Origin of the sequence: Streptomyces sp. NPDC086549 (genome assembly GCF_044746205.1) — a bacterium.
Taxonomy (GTDB): domain Bacteria; phylum Actinomycetota; class Actinomycetes; order Streptomycetales; family Streptomycetaceae; genus Streptomyces.
Map to the genome: position 1 here is coordinate 126800 of NZ_JBIVBS010000009.1, position 20689 is coordinate 147488.

The 20689-nt window shown below is 69.1% G+C and carries 22 protein-coding genes; 14 read left to right on the top strand and 8 right to left on the bottom strand.

Annotation, left to right across the window (positions count from 1 at the left end; translation table 11 throughout):
• Positions 1–150: 150 nt before the first annotated feature.
• Positions 151–759: a TIGR03086 family metal-binding protein gene (locus ACIPSA_RS27045; RefSeq protein ID WP_402638837.1), complete on the top strand. Its 609-nt coding sequence runs from the start codon at positions 151–153 to the stop codon at positions 757–759.
• 318 nt (positions 760–1077) lie between these two features.
• On the opposite strand, the gene ACIPSA_RS27050 is transcribed toward ACIPSA_RS27045, so the two are convergent.
• Both ACIPSA_RS27050 and ACIPSA_RS27055 read right to left on the bottom strand, forming a co-directional pair.
• Entirely contained in the window at positions 1078–1497 is a 420-nt protein-coding gene (locus tag ACIPSA_RS27050; RefSeq protein ID WP_402638838.1) for a winged helix-turn-helix transcriptional regulator, read from the bottom strand.
• A gap of 106 nt (positions 1498–1603) precedes the next feature.
• On the bottom strand, positions 1604–2548 hold the full coding sequence (locus tag ACIPSA_RS27055; RefSeq protein WP_402638841.1) for an LLM class F420-dependent oxidoreductase: 945 nt from the start codon (positions 2546–2548) through the stop codon (positions 1604–1606).
• Between the two features lie 268 nt (positions 2549–2816).
• Between ACIPSA_RS27055 and ACIPSA_RS27060 the strand changes: the two genes are divergently transcribed.
• Entirely contained in the window at positions 2817–3368 is a 552-nt protein-coding gene (locus ACIPSA_RS27060) for a TetR/AcrR family transcriptional regulator (protein ID WP_402638842.1), read from the top strand.
• Between the two features lie 148 nt (positions 3369–3516).
• Here the strand turns inward: ACIPSA_RS27060 and ACIPSA_RS27065 are convergent, their stop codons facing one another.
• Positions 3517–4242, bottom strand: coding sequence for a hypothetical protein (locus ACIPSA_RS27065; protein ID WP_402638844.1), 726 nt, complete (start codon positions 4240–4242; stop codon positions 3517–3519).
• A 283-nt stretch (positions 4243–4525) separates the two neighbouring features.
• On the opposite strand from ACIPSA_RS27065, the gene ACIPSA_RS27070 reads away from it, so the two are divergent.
• Both ACIPSA_RS27070 and ACIPSA_RS27075 read left to right on the top strand, forming a co-directional pair.
• Positions 4526–4939, top strand: a complete 414-nt coding sequence (locus tag ACIPSA_RS27070; protein ID WP_402638847.1) for a nuclear transport factor 2 family protein — start codon at positions 4526–4528, stop codon at positions 4937–4939.
• Between the two features lie 351 nt (positions 4940–5290).
• Positions 5291–5914, top strand: a complete 624-nt coding sequence (locus ACIPSA_RS27075; protein ID WP_402638849.1) for a TetR/AcrR family transcriptional regulator — start codon at positions 5291–5293, stop codon at positions 5912–5914.
• A gap of 192 nt (positions 5915–6106) precedes the next feature.
• On the opposite strand, the gene ACIPSA_RS27080 is transcribed toward ACIPSA_RS27075, so the two are convergent.
• Positions 6107–6577 carry an SgcJ/EcaC family oxidoreductase gene (locus ACIPSA_RS27080; RefSeq protein ID WP_402638851.1) on the bottom strand — a complete coding sequence of 157 codons (471 nt, stop codon included), beginning with the start codon at positions 6575–6577 and terminating at the stop codon, positions 6107–6109.
• A 95-nt stretch (positions 6578–6672) separates the two neighbouring features.
• Here ACIPSA_RS27080 and ACIPSA_RS27085 point away from each other — a divergent pair, with 95 nt between their 5' ends.
• The 3 genes from ACIPSA_RS27085 (at position 6673) to ACIPSA_RS27095 (ending at position 8447) form a co-directional block, all read left to right on the top strand.
• Positions 6673–7173, top strand: coding sequence for a MarR family winged helix-turn-helix transcriptional regulator (locus tag ACIPSA_RS27085; protein WP_402638853.1), 501 nt, complete (start codon positions 6673–6675; stop codon positions 7171–7173).
• A 193-nt stretch (positions 7174–7366) separates the two neighbouring features.
• Entirely contained in the window at positions 7367–8167 is an 801-nt protein-coding gene (locus ACIPSA_RS27090) for a thioesterase family protein (protein WP_402638856.1), read from the top strand.
• A gap of 67 nt (positions 8168–8234) precedes the next feature.
• Positions 8235–8447, top strand: a complete 213-nt coding sequence (locus ACIPSA_RS27095) for a hypothetical protein (protein WP_402638858.1) — start codon at positions 8235–8237, stop codon at positions 8445–8447.
• 13 nt (positions 8448–8460) lie between these two features.
• Here the strand turns inward: ACIPSA_RS27095 and ACIPSA_RS27100 are convergent, their stop codons facing one another.
• Complete coding sequence (locus ACIPSA_RS27100) at positions 8461–8826, bottom strand: DUF6083 domain-containing protein (protein ID WP_402638861.1); 366 nt, start codon at positions 8824–8826, stop codon at positions 8461–8463.
• A 673-nt stretch (positions 8827–9499) separates the two neighbouring features.
• Here ACIPSA_RS27100 and ACIPSA_RS27105 point away from each other — a divergent pair.
• The gene (locus ACIPSA_RS27105; RefSeq protein ID WP_402638864.1) at positions 9500–10522 is read left to right on the top strand and encodes a glycoside hydrolase family 3 N-terminal domain-containing protein; all 1023 of its coding nucleotides are present in this window, start codon (positions 9500–9502) and stop codon (positions 10520–10522) included.
• Positions 10523–10541: 19 nt separating this feature from the next.
• On the opposite strand, the gene ACIPSA_RS27110 is transcribed toward ACIPSA_RS27105, so the two are convergent.
• From ACIPSA_RS27110 to ACIPSA_RS27120, 3 genes are read right to left on the bottom strand one after another with little or no spacing between them, the layout of a single operon-like run.
• The gene (locus tag ACIPSA_RS27110) at positions 10542–11591 is read right to left on the bottom strand and encodes a TolB-like translocation protein (protein WP_402638867.1); all 1050 of its coding nucleotides are present in this window, start codon (positions 11589–11591) and stop codon (positions 10542–10544) included.
• The gene (locus ACIPSA_RS27115; RefSeq protein ID WP_402638869.1) at positions 11588–12904 is read right to left on the bottom strand and encodes an MFS transporter; all 1317 of its coding nucleotides are present in this window, start codon (positions 12902–12904) and stop codon (positions 11588–11590) included. The genes ACIPSA_RS27110 and ACIPSA_RS27115 overlap by 4 nt, the downstream gene beginning before the upstream one ends.
• A 26-nt stretch (positions 12905–12930) precedes the next feature.
• Positions 12931–13779, bottom strand: coding sequence for a glycosyltransferase (locus ACIPSA_RS27120; protein ID WP_402638871.1), 849 nt, complete (start codon positions 13777–13779; stop codon positions 12931–12933).
• 380 nt (positions 13780–14159) lie between these two features.
• Here ACIPSA_RS27120 and ACIPSA_RS27125 point away from each other — a divergent pair, with 380 nt between their 5' ends.
• The 6 genes from ACIPSA_RS27125 to ACIPSA_RS27150 are packed head-to-tail and all read left to right on the top strand — an operon-like array spanning position 14160 to position 20584.
• Positions 14160–15503, top strand: coding sequence for a sugar transferase (locus ACIPSA_RS27125; RefSeq protein ID WP_402638874.1), 1344 nt, complete (start codon positions 14160–14162; stop codon positions 15501–15503).
• Positions 15504–15526: 23 nt separating this feature from the next.
• Positions 15527–16582 carry a Gfo/Idh/MocA family protein gene (locus tag ACIPSA_RS27130; RefSeq protein ID WP_402638877.1) on the top strand — a complete coding sequence of 352 codons (1056 nt, stop codon included), beginning with the start codon at positions 15527–15529 and terminating at the stop codon, positions 16580–16582.
• Between the two features lie 30 nt (positions 16583–16612).
• Entirely contained in the window at positions 16613–17611 is a 999-nt protein-coding gene (locus ACIPSA_RS27135; RefSeq protein WP_402638878.1) for an NAD-dependent epimerase/dehydratase family protein, read from the top strand.
• On the top strand, positions 17608–18747 hold the full coding sequence (locus tag ACIPSA_RS27140; protein ID WP_402638881.1) for a DegT/DnrJ/EryC1/StrS family aminotransferase: 1140 nt from the start codon (positions 17608–17610) through the stop codon (positions 18745–18747). Before ACIPSA_RS27135 ends, ACIPSA_RS27140 begins: the two co-directional genes overlap by 4 nt.
• Positions 18744–19469, top strand: coding sequence for an acetyltransferase (locus ACIPSA_RS27145; protein ID WP_402638884.1), 726 nt, complete (start codon positions 18744–18746; stop codon positions 19467–19469). Before ACIPSA_RS27140 ends, ACIPSA_RS27145 begins: the two co-directional genes overlap by 4 nt.
• Entirely contained in the window at positions 19466–20584 is a 1119-nt protein-coding gene (locus ACIPSA_RS27150; RefSeq protein WP_402638886.1) for a DegT/DnrJ/EryC1/StrS family aminotransferase, read from the top strand. Before ACIPSA_RS27145 ends, ACIPSA_RS27150 begins: the two co-directional genes overlap by 4 nt.
• Positions 20585–20689 lie beyond the last annotated feature (105 nt).

Consider the following 20689-nt stretch of genomic DNA (forward strand, 5'->3'; position numbering starts at 1 on the left):
ACTTGGTGATCTGCGACAAGCCGTCCGGCAATCCCAGGTCCACCGCCTCATTCACAAACCACCGAGCGATCCCCAGATGGACAGCGCCCGACAGGCCATCCAGTCAGGACCGTTCGCCCCGAATTGGGGCACGAGAAGAAAGGACGCCGCATGATGTCACCCAATAGGGCGGAACAGCTGGCGCAGAGCATCGATCTGGTCGTGGACGCCGCCAAAGGTGTGCCGGTGGACCAGTATCACAATCCGACCCCGTGTTTCGATTTCACAGTGAAAGACCTCATCAATCACATCGCCATGATGCTTCTGATGACAAGGGATGTGGGCACCCGTACGGCATCGGACCCCAGCCTGCTGACCGCCAACCCGGTGCCTTTGCTCGCCGGACGGCCGGAGTCCGACTGGGCGCTTCTGCTGGCCGAGATTGCGGAGCCGGCTGCGAGGGCCTGGTCTGAGTCGGCAGCGTGGGAAGGAGAGGCGGGACTCGGCGGACCGCCCATGGCCGCCACTTCGCTGGGTGGGATCCTCATCGCCGAATTCACCGTCCACGCGTGGGACACGGCAGTAGCCACCGGTCAGCCCATCAACATTCCCACGTCCTTGGCCAAGGCCACATTTGACACCTACACGCGTGAGGCACCCCGCATGCGGGGCCTGGGCCTTCTCGCCGACGAGGTGCCGCAGGACGCCAACGCGCCCCTGCTCGACCGCGCACTGGCGCTCAGCGGCAGGAACCCTCGATGGAGCCCACCCACGAACTAGGCGTATAGCCCCGCAGGGTTGTTCACACGGCTGTTGGGTGGCGGGCCGCCGAGTGCGACGCATGGACGGTGCGGCGCATCATCGAGCGCGATGTGCATGGCGGCTGGGATCGGCCGGACCGTACCGTGGTGCGGCTGCCGGAGGGCGGTCAGAACACGCTCCGAATCTCGACGCAGAGCGGAAGTGCGCGGCTGACGGTGCCGCCGGGAATCGCGGTGGACCTCAGCGGGATCTCGACGCAGGGCGGACGGATCCGTGACAATGCCACGCGGCCCGCGGCATGGGATGCCGACTCGCGCAACTCGACGTGCCGCAGACTCAGTCTTCCTGGTCGACGGCCTGGCGGCGGTCGTAGGCGGTGCGGGCTTCGTGTACCGTGGCGGCCCGCTTCTCGGTCCACATGCACAGGGCCCGAGTCTCCTCGGCGACCTCACGACCGAGCTCGGTCAGCTGGTACAGCACCAGGGGCGGAGCCATCTTGGGATCGACGGTACGCAGGACAAGGCCGTCCCGTTCCAATGTCCGCAGGGTCTGGGACAACATCTTGCGGCTTATACCGCCAAGGGATCGCTGCAGCTCGGAGTAACGCTGGACGCCGAGTTCACGAAGACTCACCAGCATGAGCAGAACCCACTTGTCCGCCAGGTCCACGAACACGTCACGACTTGGGCAGAGCGCGTCGAGAATGTTCATCGGTCGGTTCGGGTCGATGCTCGCTGAGCGCACTTCTGCAGCCATGACAATATTCTATACCTTGCCTTAAATAGAGATCATTAATCATTTCGAGTCATGGTCTCTGATGGAGGGCGCATGGGCGTATCCGCCCTCCCGGCGGCGGACCGCCTCAGTCCCTGCCGGCGTCGTCAGGCGTGCGGCCGTGCGGCTGCTGTGCGGTCTTCGCGGTGAGGCCGGTGATGTCGGCGAGGCGGCGCCACTGTGCGCGGGGCGGGGTCGCGCCTCCCTCTCCGGTGATGATTTGCAGGGCCAGGTGGTCGGCGCCGGCGGTGTGGAACTCGGCCAGGCGGGTGCTGATCGCGTCGTCGGTGCCCCAGGCCACGAGGGCGTCGACCAGCCGGTCGCTGCCGCCGCCGATGAGGTCGTCGTCGGTGAAGCCCAGGCGCTTGAGGTTGACGGCGTAGTTGGGCAGTTGGAGGTAGTAGCCGAGGAAGCCGCGTGCGATGTCGCGGGCCTTGGCGGGTTCGCTTTCCAGGACCACGGTGATCTCGGGAGCCAGGAGCGGTCCGTCGCCCAGAACACCTCGGGCTTGCTCGGTGTATTCGGGAGTGACCAGATAGGGGTGGGCGCCGGCGGCCCGGTCGCGGGCGAGGCGCAGCATCTTCGGTCCGAGTGCCGCAAGGATCCGGCGCTGTGCCGGCACAGGCGTGGTGGCTGCGTCCAGAGCGTCGAGGTACTCCACCATCGTGGAGTAGGGCCGCTGGTAGTTCTGGGCCAGCTGTGCGTGGCTCGCGCCCAGGCCCAGAAGGAACCGGTTGGGGTGGGCACGCTCCAGTGCAGCCCGTTGCGGGGCCACCGTGTCGGCGGCCTCGTACCAGATGTTGAGGATGCCGGTGGCCAGCAGGATGTGCTGGGTCGAGTCGGCCAGATGCGCCGCGTGGCGCACGCTGCTATTGCCACCGAGCCACACCGTGCCAAAACCGAGTGCCTCAAGTTCTGCCGCCGCGTCACGCAACTGATCTTGCAGCGCGGGGTCTTCGGAGCGCAGCTCATGGCTGAAGATTCCGAATCGGCCTACGACGGGCTTCGGTGCTGTGGCCTGTGAGGTGTGCATCGTCTGCTCCTTGCTGGGTGGACCGGCCTACTCATGCTGTGATTCCCGTGCGTCCCCGCGCGCGGATCTTCCTGGGCCCGGCCCGGGGCCCCGTGGCAGGGCAGGGGGCGGGGTATTCGAAGACGGCCAGGAGCGGAGTGGGTGCGCCTGCGGCCGCATGGAGCGCCGCGAAGGCGGCGGCCGACCCGGCGAATGCCGCGGAAGGCGGAAATTTCAGCGTAGACCTGGGGGAGGTTTATTGCCAAGCGATGTGCGTTACAGTGGGGGCATGGTTGCAGAATCGTCCCCGCGGCGGCGCACCGGCGGTCGTAGCGCCGTGGTGCTGACGTCCATCAGGAAGGCCGTCGAGGAACTGATCTCCGAGCGGGGCAGTGACGCGATCACCATTCCCATGGTCGCGGAGCGTGCGGGAGTGAATCACTCGAGCATCTACCGGCGGTGGGGAGATGCGCGGACCATGATCAATGACCTGGCGACCTATCGGCTCGACCCGGCCCGCGGCCTTCCCGACAGCGGAGACCTGCGTGCCGACCTGACCGCGTGGGCCCAGGAGCTGATCGGCCACTACAGCGTCCCGGTGAACGCCGCGCTTCTGCGGGGCGGGGCCGCCGCGGCCGGTGAGAGCGAGTCGGACTGCCTGCGCGACCGGCGGGCGGAAGCGGCCGGCTTCGCTGCTCGGCCCGGCAGCACCTTCAGTGGCGACGACGTCATCGACCGGGTGGTGGCCCCCATCATCTACCGGGCCATTTTCCTGCCCTGGACGCTGCCAGAGGTGGATGCGCGCACGTACGTCGACGAACTCTGCGACCGCGCCACCTGATCCCCGGCTCTCGGGAACGGGGAAACCTGTCGGCCGTCAGGTCCACTCGCGGGTGTTCGGTCACCGGCAGGTGGCGGCGGCCGACCGGTTCCCCCTACCGCTGCTCCCGGCGCGGACCGGCCGAACGGCGGACGGCTGAGGATGTGTGTCAGTCGACGGTGATGTCGGTGAAGTCGATGGTGACCAGCTTCGGGTCCGGCAGTGAGCGGCCGTCCTCCTGGACGGGCACTACGAACCGTCGGGTGGGAAAGACCAGACCGGACACGGTCAGGTGCGCATTGCTGTAGTGGGCGGCCGGAGGGGCCCCGAGGACCTGCGCCCGGTAGTCGTGGCGGCGCAACAGCCCGGAAGGGTCGTAGAAGAAGACCTGCTCCGTGTTGTGGGTGGCGATGCCGCGTGGGAAGGTCACCCTGAGGCGGCGCCATTGCTCGCCGGTGCCGGCTTCATGCCAGGGCTCCACTTCCTCCGCGTGTACACCGGGGAGAGTGAGCAGGTAAGGGGCCGTCAGGTAGTTCCATACGGCGTAGCCCCCGAAGTACAGGGCATGCAGGTGGTCCCACGCGGTGGTGTGATCGTGGTCGGCGAAGGCGTCCCGAGGTGCGTGGCGCTCCTCAAGCACGTGCCCGTCCTGATCCTCGATGGCGATGCGGTCGGGGGTGAAGATCCCTCGCAGGCCGGGGCCGGTGAAGTCGGTGTAGACCAGTCGCTGACGCTGCACGTCGGCGGTGATGTCGGCCTGGGCGAAGATCCCCTTCTGGCCCCGTGATTCCCACAGCAGTCCGCCGATCGCTCCCGTCGCGTGGATCGTCCTGGCCTGGCGCCATCGGGCAAGGCCGCCGTGGGCCTCCAGGGCAAGGTTCAGCAGGTCGGTCATGGCGTGAGCTCGCTTTCGTGGGGTTATTTCCGGGCAGGGGGGAGGGTCGGCCTCTTTTGTGGTCCAACTGGACCACAAAAGCGTATCGCGGGAGGCGTCGCCCGGCGTCGGCGTATCACCGACGTTTCGCCCCTGGTCGGGGATGCCGTTGGGCTGTCCCGTCATGCCTGGCGATGGGCCGGGCTCGGGCGGGCCTGTGCGCTACGAACTTTTGTTGACCGGTTGGACCACATTATGCTCCCATAGTGGTCCAGGTAGTCAACAAACTTTGTGGAGGATTCCGATGCACCAGAGTCAGACGGAACGGAACAACAAGGCCGTCATCATCGAGCTTCTGACGACCTCGTTCAGCTCCAAGGACTTCACCGCGCTGGACCGGTACCTGCACCCGAACTACATCCAGCACAACCCGTTCATCCCGCCCGCCAAGGCCGGGCTGCGCGCGTTCATCGCCGGACTGCCCGCCGTCACCCGCTACGAGCCGGGAGCGATCATCGCCGAGGGGGACCTGGTCATGGTCCACGGCCGGTACTCCGGCGCGTCCGACGCGCCCCTCCTCGGGGTCGACATCTTCCGCTTCGAAGACGGCCTGGTGGTGGAGCACTGGGACGTCCTGCAGGACGAGGTGGCCGCGCAGGACACCGTGGCGGGCAATTCCATGTTCACGAACCCGCAGGCCGACCCGGCCGTTCGGTAGGCCTGACCTGGCGACGCGGGGCTGGGGCGTGCACTCCGCCGGGCGGTGCCCGGCGGAAGGCGCTCTTGTCGGCGTGGGCCTTGGCCGGGTGTTGTCCCCGCGGGAGCGGATCGGCGGGATGTCGGCACGCGCGGTTCAGAGTCTGGGCGCTCGTCGGGAGCGGCGATCAGCAGGAGTCCGCGGCCGCTCTCGCCGGTGTCGGCCGCTCGGCGGATCCTGAGCACCGCGGGGTGGCATCGGTGCGGTGTGCAGGACCCGGCGACGCGCGGTCGAGGCGCCTTGTCGGGCGTGGCCCGGCCGGACGGCCAATCGTTGTGGTCCAGGCGGACCACAACCGCGTACCCTGGGGGAATGGGAAGAAAGCGAGGCTTCGACGAGGCCACTGTGCTGAATGTCGTGCGCGACCAGTTCTGGACGACCGGATTTGCCGGCACGTCCACTTATGACCTCATGGAAGCGACCGGGCTGGGCAAGGGCAGCATCTACAAGGCGTTCGGCAACAAGCACGACCTGTATGTGCGTGTCTTCTCGGACTACTGCCGGGACCTCCTGGCCCAGGCCCGCGAGCAGTTGCAGGGCAGCCAGGAGGCGGTGCTCCCCTCGCCGATGGCGCGACTCGAGCGCTACTTCGTCGCACTCGCCAACACCTTCGCCGACGAGTCGCCCCACCGCGGGTGCTTCCTCGCCAAGGTCACCGCGGACCGCGCAGGCGAGGACGAGAAGGTGGCGCAGACGGCCCGACTTGCGTTCGACGATCTCGCAGGCGTCTTCGCGGCCACCATCCGTGACGCCCAGGACGCGGGGGAAGTGGCCGACCACGTCGACTCCTCGGCTCTGGGATATGTGCTGCTGAGCGTCATCAGGGGCATCGATTCCATCGCCAAGGCGGATGTCGACGGTGCGATCCTTGAGCAGACGGTGCGATCCGCGCTGGCTCTGATCCCCAGGGCGAACCCACCTCACCTCGTCATTTAACGTTTCAATCGAGCCTGCTCGGTGGGTTATTCGGCCCGTTTCTGAACGGCCAGGATCCCGCCGAACCCTTCAGGAGCCTGCGTGGGTCGCGCCCGCTCGGGCCGGTTCGGCGTACGGCATCAAGGCGGCCCGCACCCGTGGTATCACCGACGTCTTGGCCGCGGTCGGCATGCGCTGCCGGCCGAACAGTGGCTACCGTGCCGCCGAGGTTCGCCTCTCGGCGGCTGGGGCAAGGCCCGGGGCGAACCTGTAGGAGATCGACTCCATCAGAGGCTTGCGCTTCGTGTTGTGGAAGGCCACGATGCGCCACTTACCGTCGCTCTGTCGGACCAGGGTGTAGGTCTGGATCTTGGTGAGCTTGCGCGGCCGCTTGCCGGTGAAGGTGTCGCCGCGCCCGTTCACCACGGCTACGTCGTGTCCGTGGAAGCGGATGTCGAGGACCTCGTCCGCGAGCTTGGTGCCCTTGAGGAAGGTTGTGAACAGGGTGCGGTGGCTGTCCGCGATGTCCTGGCGCCCCTGGTAGAAGGTGCCGACGTAGGTGACGTAGGTGGCGTCCTCGGTGAACAGCTCTCCGTAGGCGTCGGCGTCGTGCTGCTCCCAGGCGACGGCAAGCTCGTTCAGCACGGAGGTGACTGCGGTGACGTCGTGGGTGGTTGTCGGCATGGCGGAGGACTCCTCTTCTGGCTAGACTGAAGCAGATTCTGAATGTAAGCAGTATCTGCATGTGTGCAGATAACTCTAAGAGAGGACCTCCGGCAATGGCAACCCCCTCGGACGGCGGGGACGAGCATGTGATCTTCCGTCAGTACCTGGACGCGGTAGGTCTCCAGGGCCTGGCCGGCGCGGAAGCCGCTGGACTGCACACGTCGGAGTGGTACGCGCTCAGCCTGATCGCCCTGGAAGGCGGCCTCACCCCGGGCGAGCTCGCCACCAGGACCGGGCTCACCACCGGTGCCACCACGCGCCTGATCGACCGCCTTGAGCGGGCCGGGTATGCGCGGCGCATCGCGGACCCCGGGGACCGCAGACGTGTGATCGTCGAGTCGATCCCCGACGCGCTCGCCCGTATCGAGGAGGTCGTAGGTCCCGCCCGCCGCCACATCGCGGGGGTGCTGGCCCGCTACACCCCGGAGCAGCGAGAGCTTCTCTTCGACTACTTCGAGCACGCCGCGCCGGCGTTCCGTGCGGCCACCGAGGAGATCCGCAAGACGATGGCTCCGAGGCGTAGAAGGACCGCACGTCCCCAGGGCGGCGACTGACCCTGGATGTGCCGGAACGCGGCGGGGCGTAGCGGCCGACGGCAAGAAGGTCCCCCGGAAGACCGGTGATTGCACGGTGGCCTCGGTTCAGGCGGCAGGAGCCCGGGGCCGGACCGAGCTGCGCCGCCTGCGGAGTGAGCAAGCGCTTAGTAGCATGCTTGGTGGGTGGTCCGTATGTCAGGAAGGGACAGTCATGGCGATGTCACAGGCCGAGGCCTTCTATGAGCGGGTGGCCGACGGCCGGTTCCTTCCCACCGGCTACACCCGGGGACCCTGGGATGCCGGCTCCCAGCACGCCGGCCCGCCTGCCGCACTGCTTGCTCTGGCCGTCGGGGAACGGCCGGGCGGACGACCGGACATGCGGGTCGCCCGGCTGACGTACGAGATCATGCGTCCGGTCCCGATACGGCCGCTGACAGTTGCCACGCGTGTGCTGCGTGCCGGGCGCAGCGTCGAGCTTGTGGAAGCGGCTCTGGCACCCGACGGCGGCCAGGAAGTGATGCGGGCGACGGCTTTGCTGATGAGGACCGCGCCGGACTCGGTACCGCAGGTCTCGCCGGGTCGGCAGGTGCCCGACCCTGGGGCCGTAACCCCGAAGGCTTTCTTCCCGATCCCCTGGGACCAGGGCTACCACACCGCCATGGACATTCGCTTCGCCGCCGGTTCGTTCCTGGAGCCCGGTCCGGCCACGGCGTGGATGCGGATGAGGGTACCGCTGGTCGCCGGAGAGGAGATCACGCCGCTCAGCCGGGTGCTGGCGGCTGCCGACTCGGGCAACGGTGTCAGTGCCGCGCTGGACTTCCACCGCTACGTCTTCGTCAACGCCGACCTCACCGTCAGCCTGCACCGCCACCCCGAGGGCGAATGGGTCTGCCTGGATGCCCGGACGATGGTGGACGGCGCCGGCATAGGCCTGGCCGAGTCCGCCCTGCATGACGAGAAGGGCCCGCTCGGCCGCAGTATCCAAAGCCTGTACGTGGCCGCGCGCGGCTGACCCCGTCTACCAGAGCAAGCCGCGACGGCGGGTGCCGGTTGACGTCAGCGTGTGGCAGTGATCAGCGATGAGGGGGCAGGACTGGGCGCGGCAGCCGCAAAAACGTCGCCTGGCCCAGACCGGACTCCATGAGTTCGAGCCGGGGCTGTCGGACGCCGAGTTCGCGCGCATCCAGCGCGGGTACGGCTTCGAGTTCGCGGACGACCATCGCGATCCGGTGCTCTCGGGCTGCAGGTCTCGTCGTCGTCGCGTGCCTCATCGAACTGCTCGTGCGCTGTGATCGATGGCTCCCGTCAGTCGGGGACGCACATCATGCGATGAGCCGGTACCACGGGATCGCCGGGCAGCGGATCGATTCCACGGACCCGTACAGCCACGATCTCGGTGACGATATGGGATCGGCCTGTCAGCTTCGTCAAGCGCCAGCGGAAGCGCTCGGGGACGTCTTTGGCGGGCAGTTCCACCATGTCGAGACTGACCCACCGGTCGTAGTTGGTCGGGTACACACGGATCAAGGCTCCGCACTCGGGGCACGTCGGCGGCTCGAACCATGAGACGTCGTCGGGGTGGGGTTCGGGCCTGGGGGCCGCCGTGGCTCCGTCGGCTTCGGCCATCTCGTTCGCGAGGCTGTTCCAGCACGACTCGCAGAGTTTCGCCATGAGTTCGATCCGTCCGCGATCGCACACGGTCGGACTCGCCCTCCCGCAGCGATGGCATAACTGCCCTTGATCCCCTAATCCCCCCATGTGTTCGAGTGTGCGCGAATCTGACCAGTTCTCAGAAGGTGGCGATTTGGCCTCATTTGGCGATCATGTGTCGATCGTTGTCCAAGCTCTGATCAACCGCGTCGCCCCCTCGTACGCACCGTGCCGGGCGGTCCCCGGCGTATCGGGTGCGGGCACCTTCGCCGCCCCGTGCCGTGACGCCGAACGCCGGTTCCACGGCGACGCCTTGGACTTGCCGGCCACGGCCGCCGACACTGACACCGATGCCTGTCAGCACCGACTGGTCCGTGGCCGCAGAGGCGAGCTCCGTCGGATGGATGTACGTTTGGATGTGGTATTGGCTGCGTGACGGCCCTCGACGGCCGAGCGAGGGGCGCCCGGTCCGTGGTCGGCGTACCGGAAGGGGCTCCGCATGACATCGCGGCAGGCACCATCCCATGGTTCGAGGGGGAGACGGGCAGTCTGGCCCGTCCCGCTACTGACGCTTTCGCTGACGGCCGCAGGCCTGGGCGGCGCTTACACCTCGCAGGCTGCGGGCGTCTCGGAAGCACCCGCTTCGGCGACCGGGAGCACCACCGCGACCTGTGTCGACAAGGTCTTCGGGGCCATGACGGGGCCGCAACGAGTCGGTCAGCTCTTCATGGGCGGCGTCGCCGCCGGGAAGCCGGACCAGACGCGGATCCAGGTTCTGCGTCAATACCATGTCGGGTCGGTCTTCCTGGCCGGACGGAGTACGGCGGGTACGAAGGCGACCAAGACCCTGGCCGACAGTCTTCAGGCGAAGGCCGACACCGTGTCGGGGCACCGGGTAGGCCTGCTGGTGTCCACCGACCAGGAGGGCGGCCAGGTGCAAGTCCTGTCCGGTCCCGGGTTCTCGACCATACCCAGCGCACTGGTGCAGGGAAGCTGGTCGACCTCGAAGCTCCGTACTCAGGCCGCCACGTGGGCGAACCAGCTCAAGGCGGCCGGTGTGAATCTGAACCTTGCGCCCGTCGCCGATGTCGTCCCGGCCAGTCTGGGCCGGAACAACGGCCCGATCGGGCGGTACGACCGCGAGTTCGGCCATACAGCCGCGACGGTGACCTCTCACAGCAATGCCTTCGCCGCGGGCTTCGCGCAGTCCGGGGTACTGGCCACGCTCAAGCACTTTCCAGGACTCGGCTACGTCCGCGGCAACACCGACACCACGGCGAACGTGGTGGACTCGGTGACGACGAGCAAGAGCTCGAGCATCATCCCGTTCAGCTCGGGAATCAAAGCGGGCGCACCCTTCGTCATGGTCTCTCTGGCCACGTACAGCAAGATCGACCCGAAGCATCAGGCCGTGTTCTCGTCCACGGTGATCCAGGGACTGCTCCGCAACACACTCGGGTTCAAGGGCGTGGTGATCTCGGACGACCTCGGGAACGCGGTGGCGGTGAAGGCCGTGTCCCCGGCCAACCGGGCCCTGAACTTCCTGTCGGCCGGCGGAGACCTGGTCCTGACCGTCGAACCGAACCTGGTCCCGGCGATGGCCAAGGCTGTGCAGACCAGGATGGCGCAGAACTCGGCCTTCCGTACGAAGGTCGACCAGAGCGTCCATCGCATCCTGTCCGCCAAGCAGCAGGCGGGCTTGCTGTCCTGCGGCTGACCCCGACGACGGCGGCGGCCTACAACGGCGCCGGGGACGAAGCACCGGCGATCAGTGGGCGGGCGGCGCCCGTGCCGTCCGCGGGCACGCTCCACAGGTCGCTGCTGCCGACCTTGCCATTGGTGGGCAGGGCATAGGCGATGGTGTGGTCGTCGAGCCAGGTGGCCTGGTCGTCGACGCTGTGGCGTTCGGCGAGCGCCGTCTCTTTGAGAGTGCTCAGGTCCAGGACGTACTCGTGCCAGAGGGCGGTACCGGACAGGACCCGCTTCTTGAAGGCGACGCGGGTCTCGTCGGGGGAGAGCGACGGACACTCCACGTTCTGGATCAGCGTGGTGACCGTATGCCGGGAGAGTGAACCGCGGACCAGATAGGTGCGGTTGGCCGTGTTGAGGGTGGCGTAGAAAGTGTCGTCGTCGGAGGCGAAGGTGACGCCCCAGAAGTTGATGTCCGAGGCGTGGTAGGGCTTGCCGTCCATGATGATGGAATACGTCTCCAGGCTGGGAGTCAGCTTCATGGTGCGGGTGTCCAGGATCGAGGTCCGGGTGGAGAAGAAGGCTGACGAGTAGGACTCGCCGGAGACGAAGACGGTCCAGGCGACGAAGCGACCGCTGGGCGAGACCCGGGCCCGGCTGGGGGTGCCCGCGAGCGGAAACGTGTGCAGGGTGCGGAGGTTGGCGTCCAGGAGCAGGGCACGGTTGCTCTGTCTGAGGACGCCGGTGACGGACTGGAGGCAGACGCCCGTGCCGGCCGCCGCGTAGAAGCGCGCGCACTTCAGCCCCGAGGCGATCCGTCCACCCCTGGGGTCGGTGGCCGGGACCGAGGCGACCGCGGTGCGGTGCGGGCCCGCGGCCGTGTTGAGGAAGGCCAGGCGGCCTCTCTGGCCGAGCGTCAACTTGCCCGCGCTGATGGCGGGGCCGCCCGGCTGCGGCTGGTTCGCCCGATCCGCGCGGGCGGCGGCGTGCAGGACCACGCCGGTCCCCAGCCCCGCGAGGAGCAGCACCGCCGTGACGAGTATGAGAAGGCGGCGGCGCAGCGGTGTCATCCGGATCCTTGTGTCTGTGGTGGTCATCGGGTCCCTCCCGTCGGCCGCAGCACCATGCCCGCGACGGTCGCGCAGCACAGCAGGCCGACCGCCGCGCCGGCCAGCGCCGGACCGTCTCCCCAAGCCGTCCAGGCGGCGCCGAAGCCCAGCGAGCAGCAGAACCGGGCCAGCGCCTGGCTGGTGCCGACGATGGCGAGGCCGCTGGCGCGCAGCTGCTCGGGCACGATGCCGGCGAGGGCGGCGGGGAGAACGCCGTCGGTGGCCGCGTAGAAGGTGCCGTGCAGGGCGAGTACGAGACAGGGAAGAGCAGGCGTGGCCGGGGCCCACAGCAGGAGGGCGTAGCCGGTGAGCAGACCCGCATGCCCGGCGAGGAACACAGTGTGCCGCCCGACCCGGTCGGCGAGCGCCCCGACGGGCACGGCCAGCAGCAGGAACACTGCGGCGGTGCCCAGCGGCAGCAGCGGGAACCACTCCTCGCCGATGCCCACGCGCCGTTGCAGGAGCAGGTAGACGAAGGCGTCGCTGACCGTGGTCAGGCCGAGCAGCGCGGCACAGCCGGCGAGCGCCCGCAGGCGCGGCAGACGCAGCAGCGCCAGCGCTTCGCGTACGCGGACGGGCTGTGTGCTCTCCGGAGTGCCTGCTTCGTCCGTTACACGCGCGGGTTGTCTGTCCTCCGGCGTGCCTGCTTCGTCCGTCTGCGCGTCCTGCCGTCTGCCGGGTACGAACAGCACCAGCACGAGCACGCCGAGCGCGGCGACGCACGCGCTCACGCCGAACACGGCGTCGTAGCCGTCGGCCGCCGCACGCAGGATGAGGAAGGCCGCCAGTGGGCCGAGCATCGCGCCGGTGGTGTCCATCGCGCGGTGTACGCCGAAGGACCGGCCCTGGTTCTCGGGCGGTGTGGACAGGGAGATCATCGCGTCGCGCGGGGCGGTGCGCAGGCCCTTGCCGGTCCGGTCCAGGGCGAGCACCGTGCCGAGCGTGCCGAGACTGCCCGCGAGCAGGAGCAGCGGCTTGCACAGAGCGGACAGACCGTAGCCGAGCCCGGCCATCAGCTTGTGGTTGCGCACCCGGTCGGCGAGGTGACCGCCGGTCAGCTGGACCAGGGCGCTGACGCCGTTGTAGACGCCGTCCAGGGTGCCGAATCCCAGCGGGCTGAAGCCGACCTTGGTGACGAGGTAGAGCGGCAGGACGGCGGTGACCATCTCCGAGGAGATGTCGGTGATCAGGCTGACCGTGCCCAGCACGAGCACAACCGGGGCGATCTTGGGCCCCAGGCCGCGTCTTCGATCCGGCTCGGTGTCGGCCGCCGCCGGCGTGGAGCGGTCGGTGAGATACATGATCAAGGGCTCCAGATGCGGTGCGATCAGTTCTGCCGGCTGCTCTCGTCCCGTAGCCAGGTGCCGAAGTCCTGTGCCCGGATGGCTTTTCCGGCCCGCCGCCGGGCGACGACCGCCGCCGCGGCGAAGACCACGACGGCCGCGAAGAGCTTCGGCTCCCTGCGGAGCAGCGCTTTGAGATCTGCCGTGCTCGTGCGTGCCGAGGCCTCTTCCGGTCCCTGATGCTGTTCGACCTGGGCGGTGGACACCGATGCCCGGACCCGCCGTTTGATCAGATCCGGCCATGTGCGCGGCGGGTGGACCACGACGCGGGCCGCGCCGACCACGAGCCGTTCCTTCGGAGTGAAGGCCAGGGATGCGGCCAGGTCGTCCGCCATGAGCGGCGGCAGCGCGGCGATCCGGGCGTGCCCGGCCTTGGAGACCGCGATCACCCCTCGGCCGAACAGCCCCTCGCGTACGGCGGGCAGACGCTGCCACACCTGGTAGTAGGCACGCACCCGCCATGCGCAGGCGTCCAGCGGGATCTGTCGCTCGGGGGCGGTGGCGAGGATGCCCGAGGTGTCGTCGTTCAGGGGCGCGGTGAGCGTCCGCACGTCGGCTCCCGCGATCACGACGTCGGCGTCCACGTAGACGCGGGGGAAGCCGCGCGCGTGATCGTCACCCGTCCGCAGGGCGGCGTGCTTGGAGGGGACGGGGGTCTCGACCACCCGCACGCGCGGGCCGCGGGCGGCCGCGATCCGCGCGGTGTCATCCGTACAGCCGTTGCATACGACCACGATGTCGGTGTCGTCCTCGGAGGAATCGGCCAGCAGCGAATCGAGGAGCCGGCCGATGACTCGCGCCTCGTTGTGAGCCGGGATCACGATGCTCGTCACCTGGGCAGTATGCCGCCGGTGTCTCTAATGCGATGTGTGTTTCGTCCAACTGTTCCCGTGACTGCGTCCAGTGGTCTAGATTGAGGTCCGCCGGGCCGGTTTGGGTGGGGCTTTTGTTCTTGACTGCATGTCACGGCACGGCTCTTTGAACGGATTTGAACGGTCAGTGACCAGCATGCTGGGGGCATGAGGCGGTTGGGGACCGCTGAAGCTCCTTCGCTTTCCGGTGCCGCTGCGTGATGGGCACTTCGGTCAGGGGTAGCCGCGCATGTGGTGGGGGGAGCATGACCATTGAGGTCACGCATGAGCAACTGGTTGTGGAACACAGAAGTCCGGAAGCGCGCCGAAGACATTGGGAACGGAAGTACCGTCTCGTCCTGTTGATCGCGGACGGGTTGGCGGCCGCTGCCGCAGCCTTCCTGATCCACGCGGCTTACGGCCGCTGGGCGGTGGCCCTGGTGCTGCCCCCGACATGGATCGTGGCCATGCTCGCCCACCGCTCCTACGATCGCAGCGCCCTGGGCTTAGGGACCGAGGAGTACCGACGGGTGCTTCGCGGTGCCGTCGCACTGCCGGCGCTGGCCGCGGGTGCGTACTGCCTGTTCACTCGTGATTCCGGACTTCTTCATGACATGATCATGGCAGCAGTGCCGGCCGCCGCGATCGCCCTGCCGGTCCGGTACGCGCTGCGCCGCCGGCTGCACAGACGGTGGGCGCGGGGCCGGGACCGGAGCGCGACGCTCCTGGTCGGGCCGTCGGAACGCATCATGGAGCTGATCGCCGTGCTGCGGCGCGGGGGCGTACAGGAACTGCAGGTCGCCGGAGTGTGCCTGAGCGATCCGGAAAACGCCACGGAGATCCGCAAGTTGGGGCTCCCCTTCCTCGGCGGCGTCGGCGACATGAATGTCGTCGTCCGGGCCCTGGGCATCAGCACCGTGGTGGCGCTGCCGGCCCCCGAGTCCGACGCCTCCGTCCTGCGCCGGATGTCCTGGACGGCAGCCGTGCAGGGCGTCGACTTCCTGCTGGCCCCCATGCTGGCCGACGTGTCCGCGGCCCGGCTGGCGGTACGGCCCACCAACGGGGTGCCGTTGGTGCGGATACAGGCGCCGAACCTCTCCCGGATCTCGCGGCTGCCCAAGGAACTGCTGGATCGTTCCTTCGCGGCGGCGCTCCTGGTCCTGCTCGCGCTGCCCATGCTGCTGATCGCCCTGATCGTCCGGCTGGACAGCTCCGGGCCGGCGCTGTTCAGGCAGCAGCGCGTGGGCCGGTACGGCGACCACTTCAGCATGCTGAAGTTCCGCACGATGCGACGGGACTCGGAGGCTCTCCGGGCGGAACTGGAGCACCTCAACCAGAACAGCGACGGTCTGCTGTTCAAGGTGAAGAAAGACCCGCGGATCACCCGGGTCGGGTCGCTGCTGCGCCGCAGCTCGCTGGACGAACTGCCCCAGCTGATCAATGTGGTCAGGGGCCACATGTCGCTCGTCGGTCCCCGCCCGCCGCTGCCCGAGGAGGTGGAGGAGTACACGTCGGACATCAAGCGCCGGTTGCTCGTGAAGCCCGGCCTCACCGGGCTGTGGCAGGTCAGCGGCCGCTCCGATCTGCCCTGGGACGAGGCGGTCCGGCTCGATCTCGGATATGTGGACAACTGGTCGATGGGCCTGGACCTGTCGATCCTGCTGCGCACCGGGTCTGCGGTGGTGCGAGGAACGGGGGCCTACTGATGGACCGAGGGAAGAGGAAACAAGTGACGCAGACCACGGAGCCGTTGGGGGTCGCGGTCGTCGGGGCCGGCTACTGGGGCCCCAACCTCGTACGCAACTTCCAGGCCGGCGAGCAGTTCCGGCTGCGCTGGCTGTGCGACCTCGACGTGGACCGGGCCCAGCGGGTCCTCGGCAGCTACTCGACGGTACAGGCCACCTCCGACTACGCGGCCGTCCTGGCCGACCCCTCCGTGGCCGCCGTCGCCGTGGCCACGCCCGCCGGAACCCACCTCGACATCGCCCTGGCCGCCCTGCGCGCCGGCAAGCACGTCCTCGTGGAGAAGCCGCTCGCGGCGACGTACGCCGACGGGATGCGCCTGGTCACCGAGGCGGAAGAGCGCGGGCTCACCCTGATGTGCGATCACACCTACTGCTACACGCCCGCCGTGGGCCGCATCCGGGAACTGGTCCGCTCCGGCGAACTCGGGGAGATCCACTTCGTCGACTCGGTCCGGATCAACCTCGGGCTCGTCCAGAAGGACATCGACGTCCTGTGGGACCTGGCCCCGCACGATCTGTCGATCCTGGACTTCATCCTCCCCGACACCGTCGAGCCGGTCGCCGTCGCCGCTCACGGGGCCGACCCGATCGGCGCGGGACAGGCCTGCGTGGCCTATCTGACGCTCCAGCTCAATACGGGGGCCATCGCCCACGTGCACGTCAACTGGCTGTCGCCGACCAAGGTACGGACCACCATGGTGGGCGGCGCCAAACGCACCCTGATCTGGGACGACCTCAACCCCGCCCAGCGCGTGGCGATCTTCGACCGGGGCGTGGACCTGGCCTCGCCCCAGGAGATCGGCGCCGACGAGCGCCGGGACATGCTCATCTCGTACCGGTCCGGAGACATGGTCGCGCCCGCCATCGGCGAGAAGGAAGCGCTGCGCAGCATGGTCGACGAGTTCGGCGACGCGATCAGGGAGCGCAGAGCCCCACTGACCGACGGCCGAGCGGGCCTGCGGGTGCTGGACGTTCTTGAGGCGGCCTCCCGGAGCCTCGAATTCCGCGGCGCGGTCGTCGGCCTGCGCGCCGGGCGTTGACGGTTTCATCTCACTGAGAGGGCAAGGCAGTTGAGCAGCGTACGAGGCAAGAAGATCCTGGTCACCGGGGGAGCGGGCACCATCGGCTCCAACCTCGTCGACCTCCTGGCCGAGGGCGGCGCCCGCGAGATCGTGGTGCTGGACAACTTCGTGCGCGGGCGGAGGGCCAACCTCGCCCAGGCCCTGCCCAGCGGCGTCGTGGAGGTGGTCGAGGGCGACATCCGGGACGCCGCCACCGTACGGAAGGCCACCGAGGGCGCCGACCTGGTGTTCCACCTGGCCGCGATACGCATCACCCAGTGCGCGGAGGAGCCCCGGCTGGCCAACGAGGTCCTGGTCGACGGCACCTTCAACGTCCTGGAGGCGGCGGCCGAGGCCGGGGTGGCCAAGGTGATCGCCTCGTCCTCGGCGTCCGTCTACGGCATGGCCGAGACCTTTCCTACGACCGAGCGCCATCACCCGTACAACAACGACACCTTCTACGGCGCGGCGAAGGCCTTCAACGAGGCCATGCTGCGCAGCTTCCACGCCATGTACGGACTGGACTACGTGGCGCTGCGCTACTTCAACGTCTACGGCCCCCGGATGGACATCCACGGCCTCTACACCGAGGTGCTCATCCGCTGGATGGAGCGCATCGAGGCGGGCGAGCCGCCGCTGATCCTCGGCGACGGCACGCAGACCATGGACTTCGTCGACGTCAGGGACATCGCCAGGGCCAACGTGCTGGCCGCCGAGTCGGATCTCACCGACGAGGTGTTCAACATCGCCAGCGGCACGGAGACTTCGCTGAAGGAGCTCGCCCGGGGCCTGCTGGAGGCGATGGGGGCGTCGGACCTGGCGCCGGTGCACGGGCCCGCCCGCGCGGTGAACGGGGTGACCCGGCGGCTCGCGGACACCACGCAGGCCGCCGAGCGGCTCGGCTTCACGGCCCGGATCGACCTGAGCACGGGGCTGCGGGACCTGGTGGAGTGGTGGCGTGCGGAGCGCGCCGCCGACGCCGGGGCCAACGAGGAGGCCTCGCGATGAGTGCCGACCGCATCCCGGTGATGATCCCCTGGCTCGGCGAGGAGGAGGCCCGGGCCGCCTCCGAGGCGGTGCTGTCCGGGTGGGTCGCACAGGGCCCCCGGGTCGCCGCCTTCGAGCGGGCCTTCGCGGAGTGGGTGGGCGCCGAGCACGCCGTCGCGGTCAGCTCGTGCACCACCGCCCTGCACCTGTCGCTCGTCGCGCTCGGGCTGGGGCCCGGAGACGAGGTCGTGGTGCCGTCGCTGTCGTTCATCGCCACCGCCAACGCCGTGCGCTACGTCGGAGCCGAGCCGGTGTTCGCCGACGTCGACCCCGCCACCGGCAACCTGACCACGGTCACCGTCGACGCGGTCCGCACCCCCCGTACCAAGGTCGTCCTCGCCGTCCACCAGGGCGGCGTACCGGCCGACGTGCACACCCTGCGCGCCGCCTGCGCCGACTGGGACCTTCGCCTGGTCGAGGACGCGGCCTGCGCCATCGGCTCGACCGTCGGCGGCAAACCCGTGGGGCACGGCGCCCTGATCGCCGCCTGGTCCTTCCACCCCCGCAAGCTCGTCACCACCGGCGAGGGCGGCATGGTCACCACCGACGACGCCCAGTGGGCGGCACGCCTGCGCCGACTGCGCGAGCACGGCATGAACGCCTCGGCCGCGGAACGTCATGCGAGCAACAAGCCGGTCCTGGAAAGCTACTTGGAAGTCGGCTTCAACTACCGGATGACGGACGTCCAGGCCGCGATCGGCCTCGTCCAGCTCGGCAAGCTCGACGCGATGATCGCCCGCCGCCGTGAACTGGCGGCCCGCTACGACGCGTTGCTGCAGGACGTCCCCGGCCTCACCCCCGTACGCGACCCCGCGCACGGGCAGAGCAACTTCCAGTCCTACTGGGTGCTGTTGGACGAGGACTTCCCCGTCGGCCGGGACGACCTGCTCACCGCCCTCGCCGAGGCCGGCGTCTCCGCCCGGCGCGGGATCATGGCCGCGCACCTCGAACCCGCCTACGCGGACCACCCCCGCGCACCGCTGCCGGTCACCGAGCGGATCACCCGCGACTCGCTGATCCTGCCGCTGTTCCACACCATGACCGAGGCGCAGCAGGACCGCGTCGTGACAGCACTGCGCGAACAGGCCCGAAGATGAACGAACTTGTGATCATCGGCGCGGGCGGCTTCGCCCGGGAGACCGTACAGGCCGTAGAGGACGCGGGCGAGTTCAAGGTGCTCGGGCACCTGGACGACAACCCGGCCGTGCACGGCACCGAGGTGGACGGCGTGCCTGTCCTCGGCGGCTGCGACCTGGTCCACGATCTGCCCGGCGCCCGGGTGGTGATCTGCGTGGGCAACCCCAGGGACTACGCGGCGCGCGCCCGACTGGCCCGCAGGGTTGCTCTGCCCGCGGACCGCTACGCGACCGTGATCCACCCGACGGCGTCGGTGTCGGAGTCGTCCGAGATCGGCCCCGGCTCGGTCCTGCTCGCGCACTGCGTGCTGACCGCCGCGGTGCGGGTGGGCGCGCATGTGGCGGTGATGCCCCATGTCGTCCTCACCCATGACGACGTGGTCGAGGACTACGTCACGATCGCGTCCGGCGTCCGGCTGGGCGGGGGAGCGCGGCTGGAGCGGGGAGCCTATGTGGGCTCCGGCGCCCTGGTCCGGGAGAGCACGACGGTCGGCGCCTGGTCGCTGGTCGGGATGGGGAGCGCCGTGCTCGGCGATGTACCGCCGGGCGAGGTCTGGGTGGGGAGCCCGGCCCGGCGGCTGCGCGCGGCGGACGCGCCCGCGCTTGGCGAACTTGCGACGCGTACGGAACGTGTGACGCGAACAGAACTTGCGACGCGAACAATGGGGGGACCGATCACGTGAACCAGATTCCGCTGGTGGACCTCAAGGCGGCCCATGAGGAAGTCGCCGACGACGTGCGGGCCGGATTCGAACGGGTCCTGGCCCATACGGCGTTCATCGGAGGGGACGAGGTCCGCCGGTTCGAGCGCGAGTACGCGGACTTCGGCGGCGTCGCGCACTGCGTGGGCGTCGCCAACGGCACCGATGCCGTCGAACTCGCCCTGCGGGCAAGCGGGGTCGGCCCCGGCGACGAGGTCGTGGTGCCCGCCAACACCTTCATCGCGACCGCCGGCGCGGTGGCCAGGACCGGCGCGCGCCCGGTCCTGGCGGACTGCCGGCCCGACAGCTACCTGCTCGACCCCCAGGCCGCGCTGGACGCCGTCGGCCCGGCCACCCGCGCCGTCGTACCCGTGCACCTCTACGGGCAGTTGGCCGACGTGACGGAACTGACCGGCCGGCTTCCCGACCGCGTACGGGTCGTCGAGGACGCCGCGCAGTGCCAGGGCGCCACCCGCCTCGGTCGCTCGCCGGGCAGCGGCGGGCTCGCGGCCACCAGCTTCTACCCGGGAAAGAACCTGGGTGCCTACGGCGACGCGGGCGCGGTGCTCACCGACGACGAGGAACTCGCCGGACAGGTGCGCGCGATCGCCAACCACGGCGGAGTCGCCAAGTACCGCCACGACGTGCCCGGCTTCAACAGCCGTCTGGACGGGTTGCAGGCCGTCGTCCTGCGGGCGAAGCTGACGCGGCTGGCGGACGGCAACGCGGCCCGCCGGGCGGCCGCGGCCCGCTACGACGCGCTGCTCGCCGACCTCGCGGCCGCCGGCCGGGTCGTCCTCCCGACCACGGCACCCGGCAACGTCCACGTCTGGCACCTGTACGTCGTCCAGGTCGTCGGCGCCGACCGCGACGACATCGTCGGCAAGCTCAACGCCGAGGGCATCGGCGCCGGGGTGCACTATCCCGCACCGGTACACCTGACACCGGCGTACCGCCATCTCGGCCACGGCCGGGGCAACTTCCCGAACGCCGAGAAGGCGGCGGACCGGATCCTGTCGCTGCCGCTGTACCCGCAGATCACCCCCGACCAGCAGCAGCGCGTCGTGGACGCGTTCGCCGACGCGCTCGGCAGCTGACCGGTCCCCAGAGTTTTCATGCTCTACCTCCGATCCCACGGGTCGGTCCTGCACAGCACCGCTGAGAGGTACACATGAAAAGATGGAGCAGACGGATCCGGGGCG

What these genes read in the sequence shown, in the direction of transcription:
- ACIPSA_RS27045 (WP_402638837.1), top strand. Translation starts at nt 151, where the DNA reads ATGATGTCACCCAATAGGGCGGAACAGCTGGCGCAGAGCATCGATCTG.
- ACIPSA_RS27050 (WP_402638838.1), bottom strand. Translation starts at nt 1,497, where the DNA reads ATGGCTGCAGAAGTGCGCTCAGCGAGCATCGACCCGAACCGACCGATG.
- ACIPSA_RS27055 (WP_402638841.1), bottom strand. Translation starts at nt 2,548, where the DNA reads ATGCACACCTCACAGGCCACAGCACCGAAGCCCGTCGTAGGCCGATTC.
- ACIPSA_RS27060 (WP_402638842.1), top strand. Translation starts at nt 2,817, where the DNA reads ATGGTTGCAGAATCGTCCCCGCGGCGGCGCACCGGCGGTCGTAGCGCC.
- ACIPSA_RS27065 (WP_402638844.1), bottom strand. Translation starts at nt 4,242, where the DNA reads ATGACCGACCTGCTGAACCTTGCCCTGGAGGCCCACGGCGGCCTTGCC.
- ACIPSA_RS27070 (WP_402638847.1), top strand. Translation starts at nt 4,526, where the DNA reads ATGCACCAGAGTCAGACGGAACGGAACAACAAGGCCGTCATCATCGAG.
- ACIPSA_RS27075 (WP_402638849.1), top strand. Translation starts at nt 5,291, where the DNA reads ATGGGAAGAAAGCGAGGCTTCGACGAGGCCACTGTGCTGAATGTCGTG.
- ACIPSA_RS27080 (WP_402638851.1), bottom strand. Translation starts at nt 6,577, where the DNA reads ATGCCGACAACCACCCACGACGTCACCGCAGTCACCTCCGTGCTGAAC.
- ACIPSA_RS27085 (WP_402638853.1), top strand. Translation starts at nt 6,673, where the DNA reads ATGGCAACCCCCTCGGACGGCGGGGACGAGCATGTGATCTTCCGTCAG.
- ACIPSA_RS27090 (WP_402638856.1), top strand. Translation starts at nt 7,367, where the DNA reads ATGGCGATGTCACAGGCCGAGGCCTTCTATGAGCGGGTGGCCGACGGC.
- ACIPSA_RS27095 (WP_402638858.1), top strand. Translation starts at nt 8,235, where the DNA reads ATGAGGGGGCAGGACTGGGCGCGGCAGCCGCAAAAACGTCGCCTGGCC.
- ACIPSA_RS27100 (WP_402638861.1), bottom strand. Translation starts at nt 8,826, where the DNA reads ATGGCGAAACTCTGCGAGTCGTGCTGGAACAGCCTCGCGAACGAGATG.
- ACIPSA_RS27105 (WP_402638864.1), top strand. Translation starts at nt 9,500, where the DNA reads ATGACGGGGCCGCAACGAGTCGGTCAGCTCTTCATGGGCGGCGTCGCC.
- ACIPSA_RS27110 (WP_402638867.1), bottom strand. Translation starts at nt 11,591, where the DNA reads ATGACCACCACAGACACAAGGATCCGGATGACACCGCTGCGCCGCCGC.
- ACIPSA_RS27115 (WP_402638869.1), bottom strand. Translation starts at nt 12,904, where the DNA reads ATGTATCTCACCGACCGCTCCACGCCGGCGGCGGCCGACACCGAGCCG.
- ACIPSA_RS27140 (WP_402638881.1), top strand. Translation starts at nt 17,608, where the DNA reads ATGAGTGCCGACCGCATCCCGGTGATGATCCCCTGGCTCGGCGAGGAG.
- ACIPSA_RS27145 (WP_402638884.1), top strand. Translation starts at nt 18,744, where the DNA reads ATGAACGAACTTGTGATCATCGGCGCGGGCGGCTTCGCCCGGGAGACC.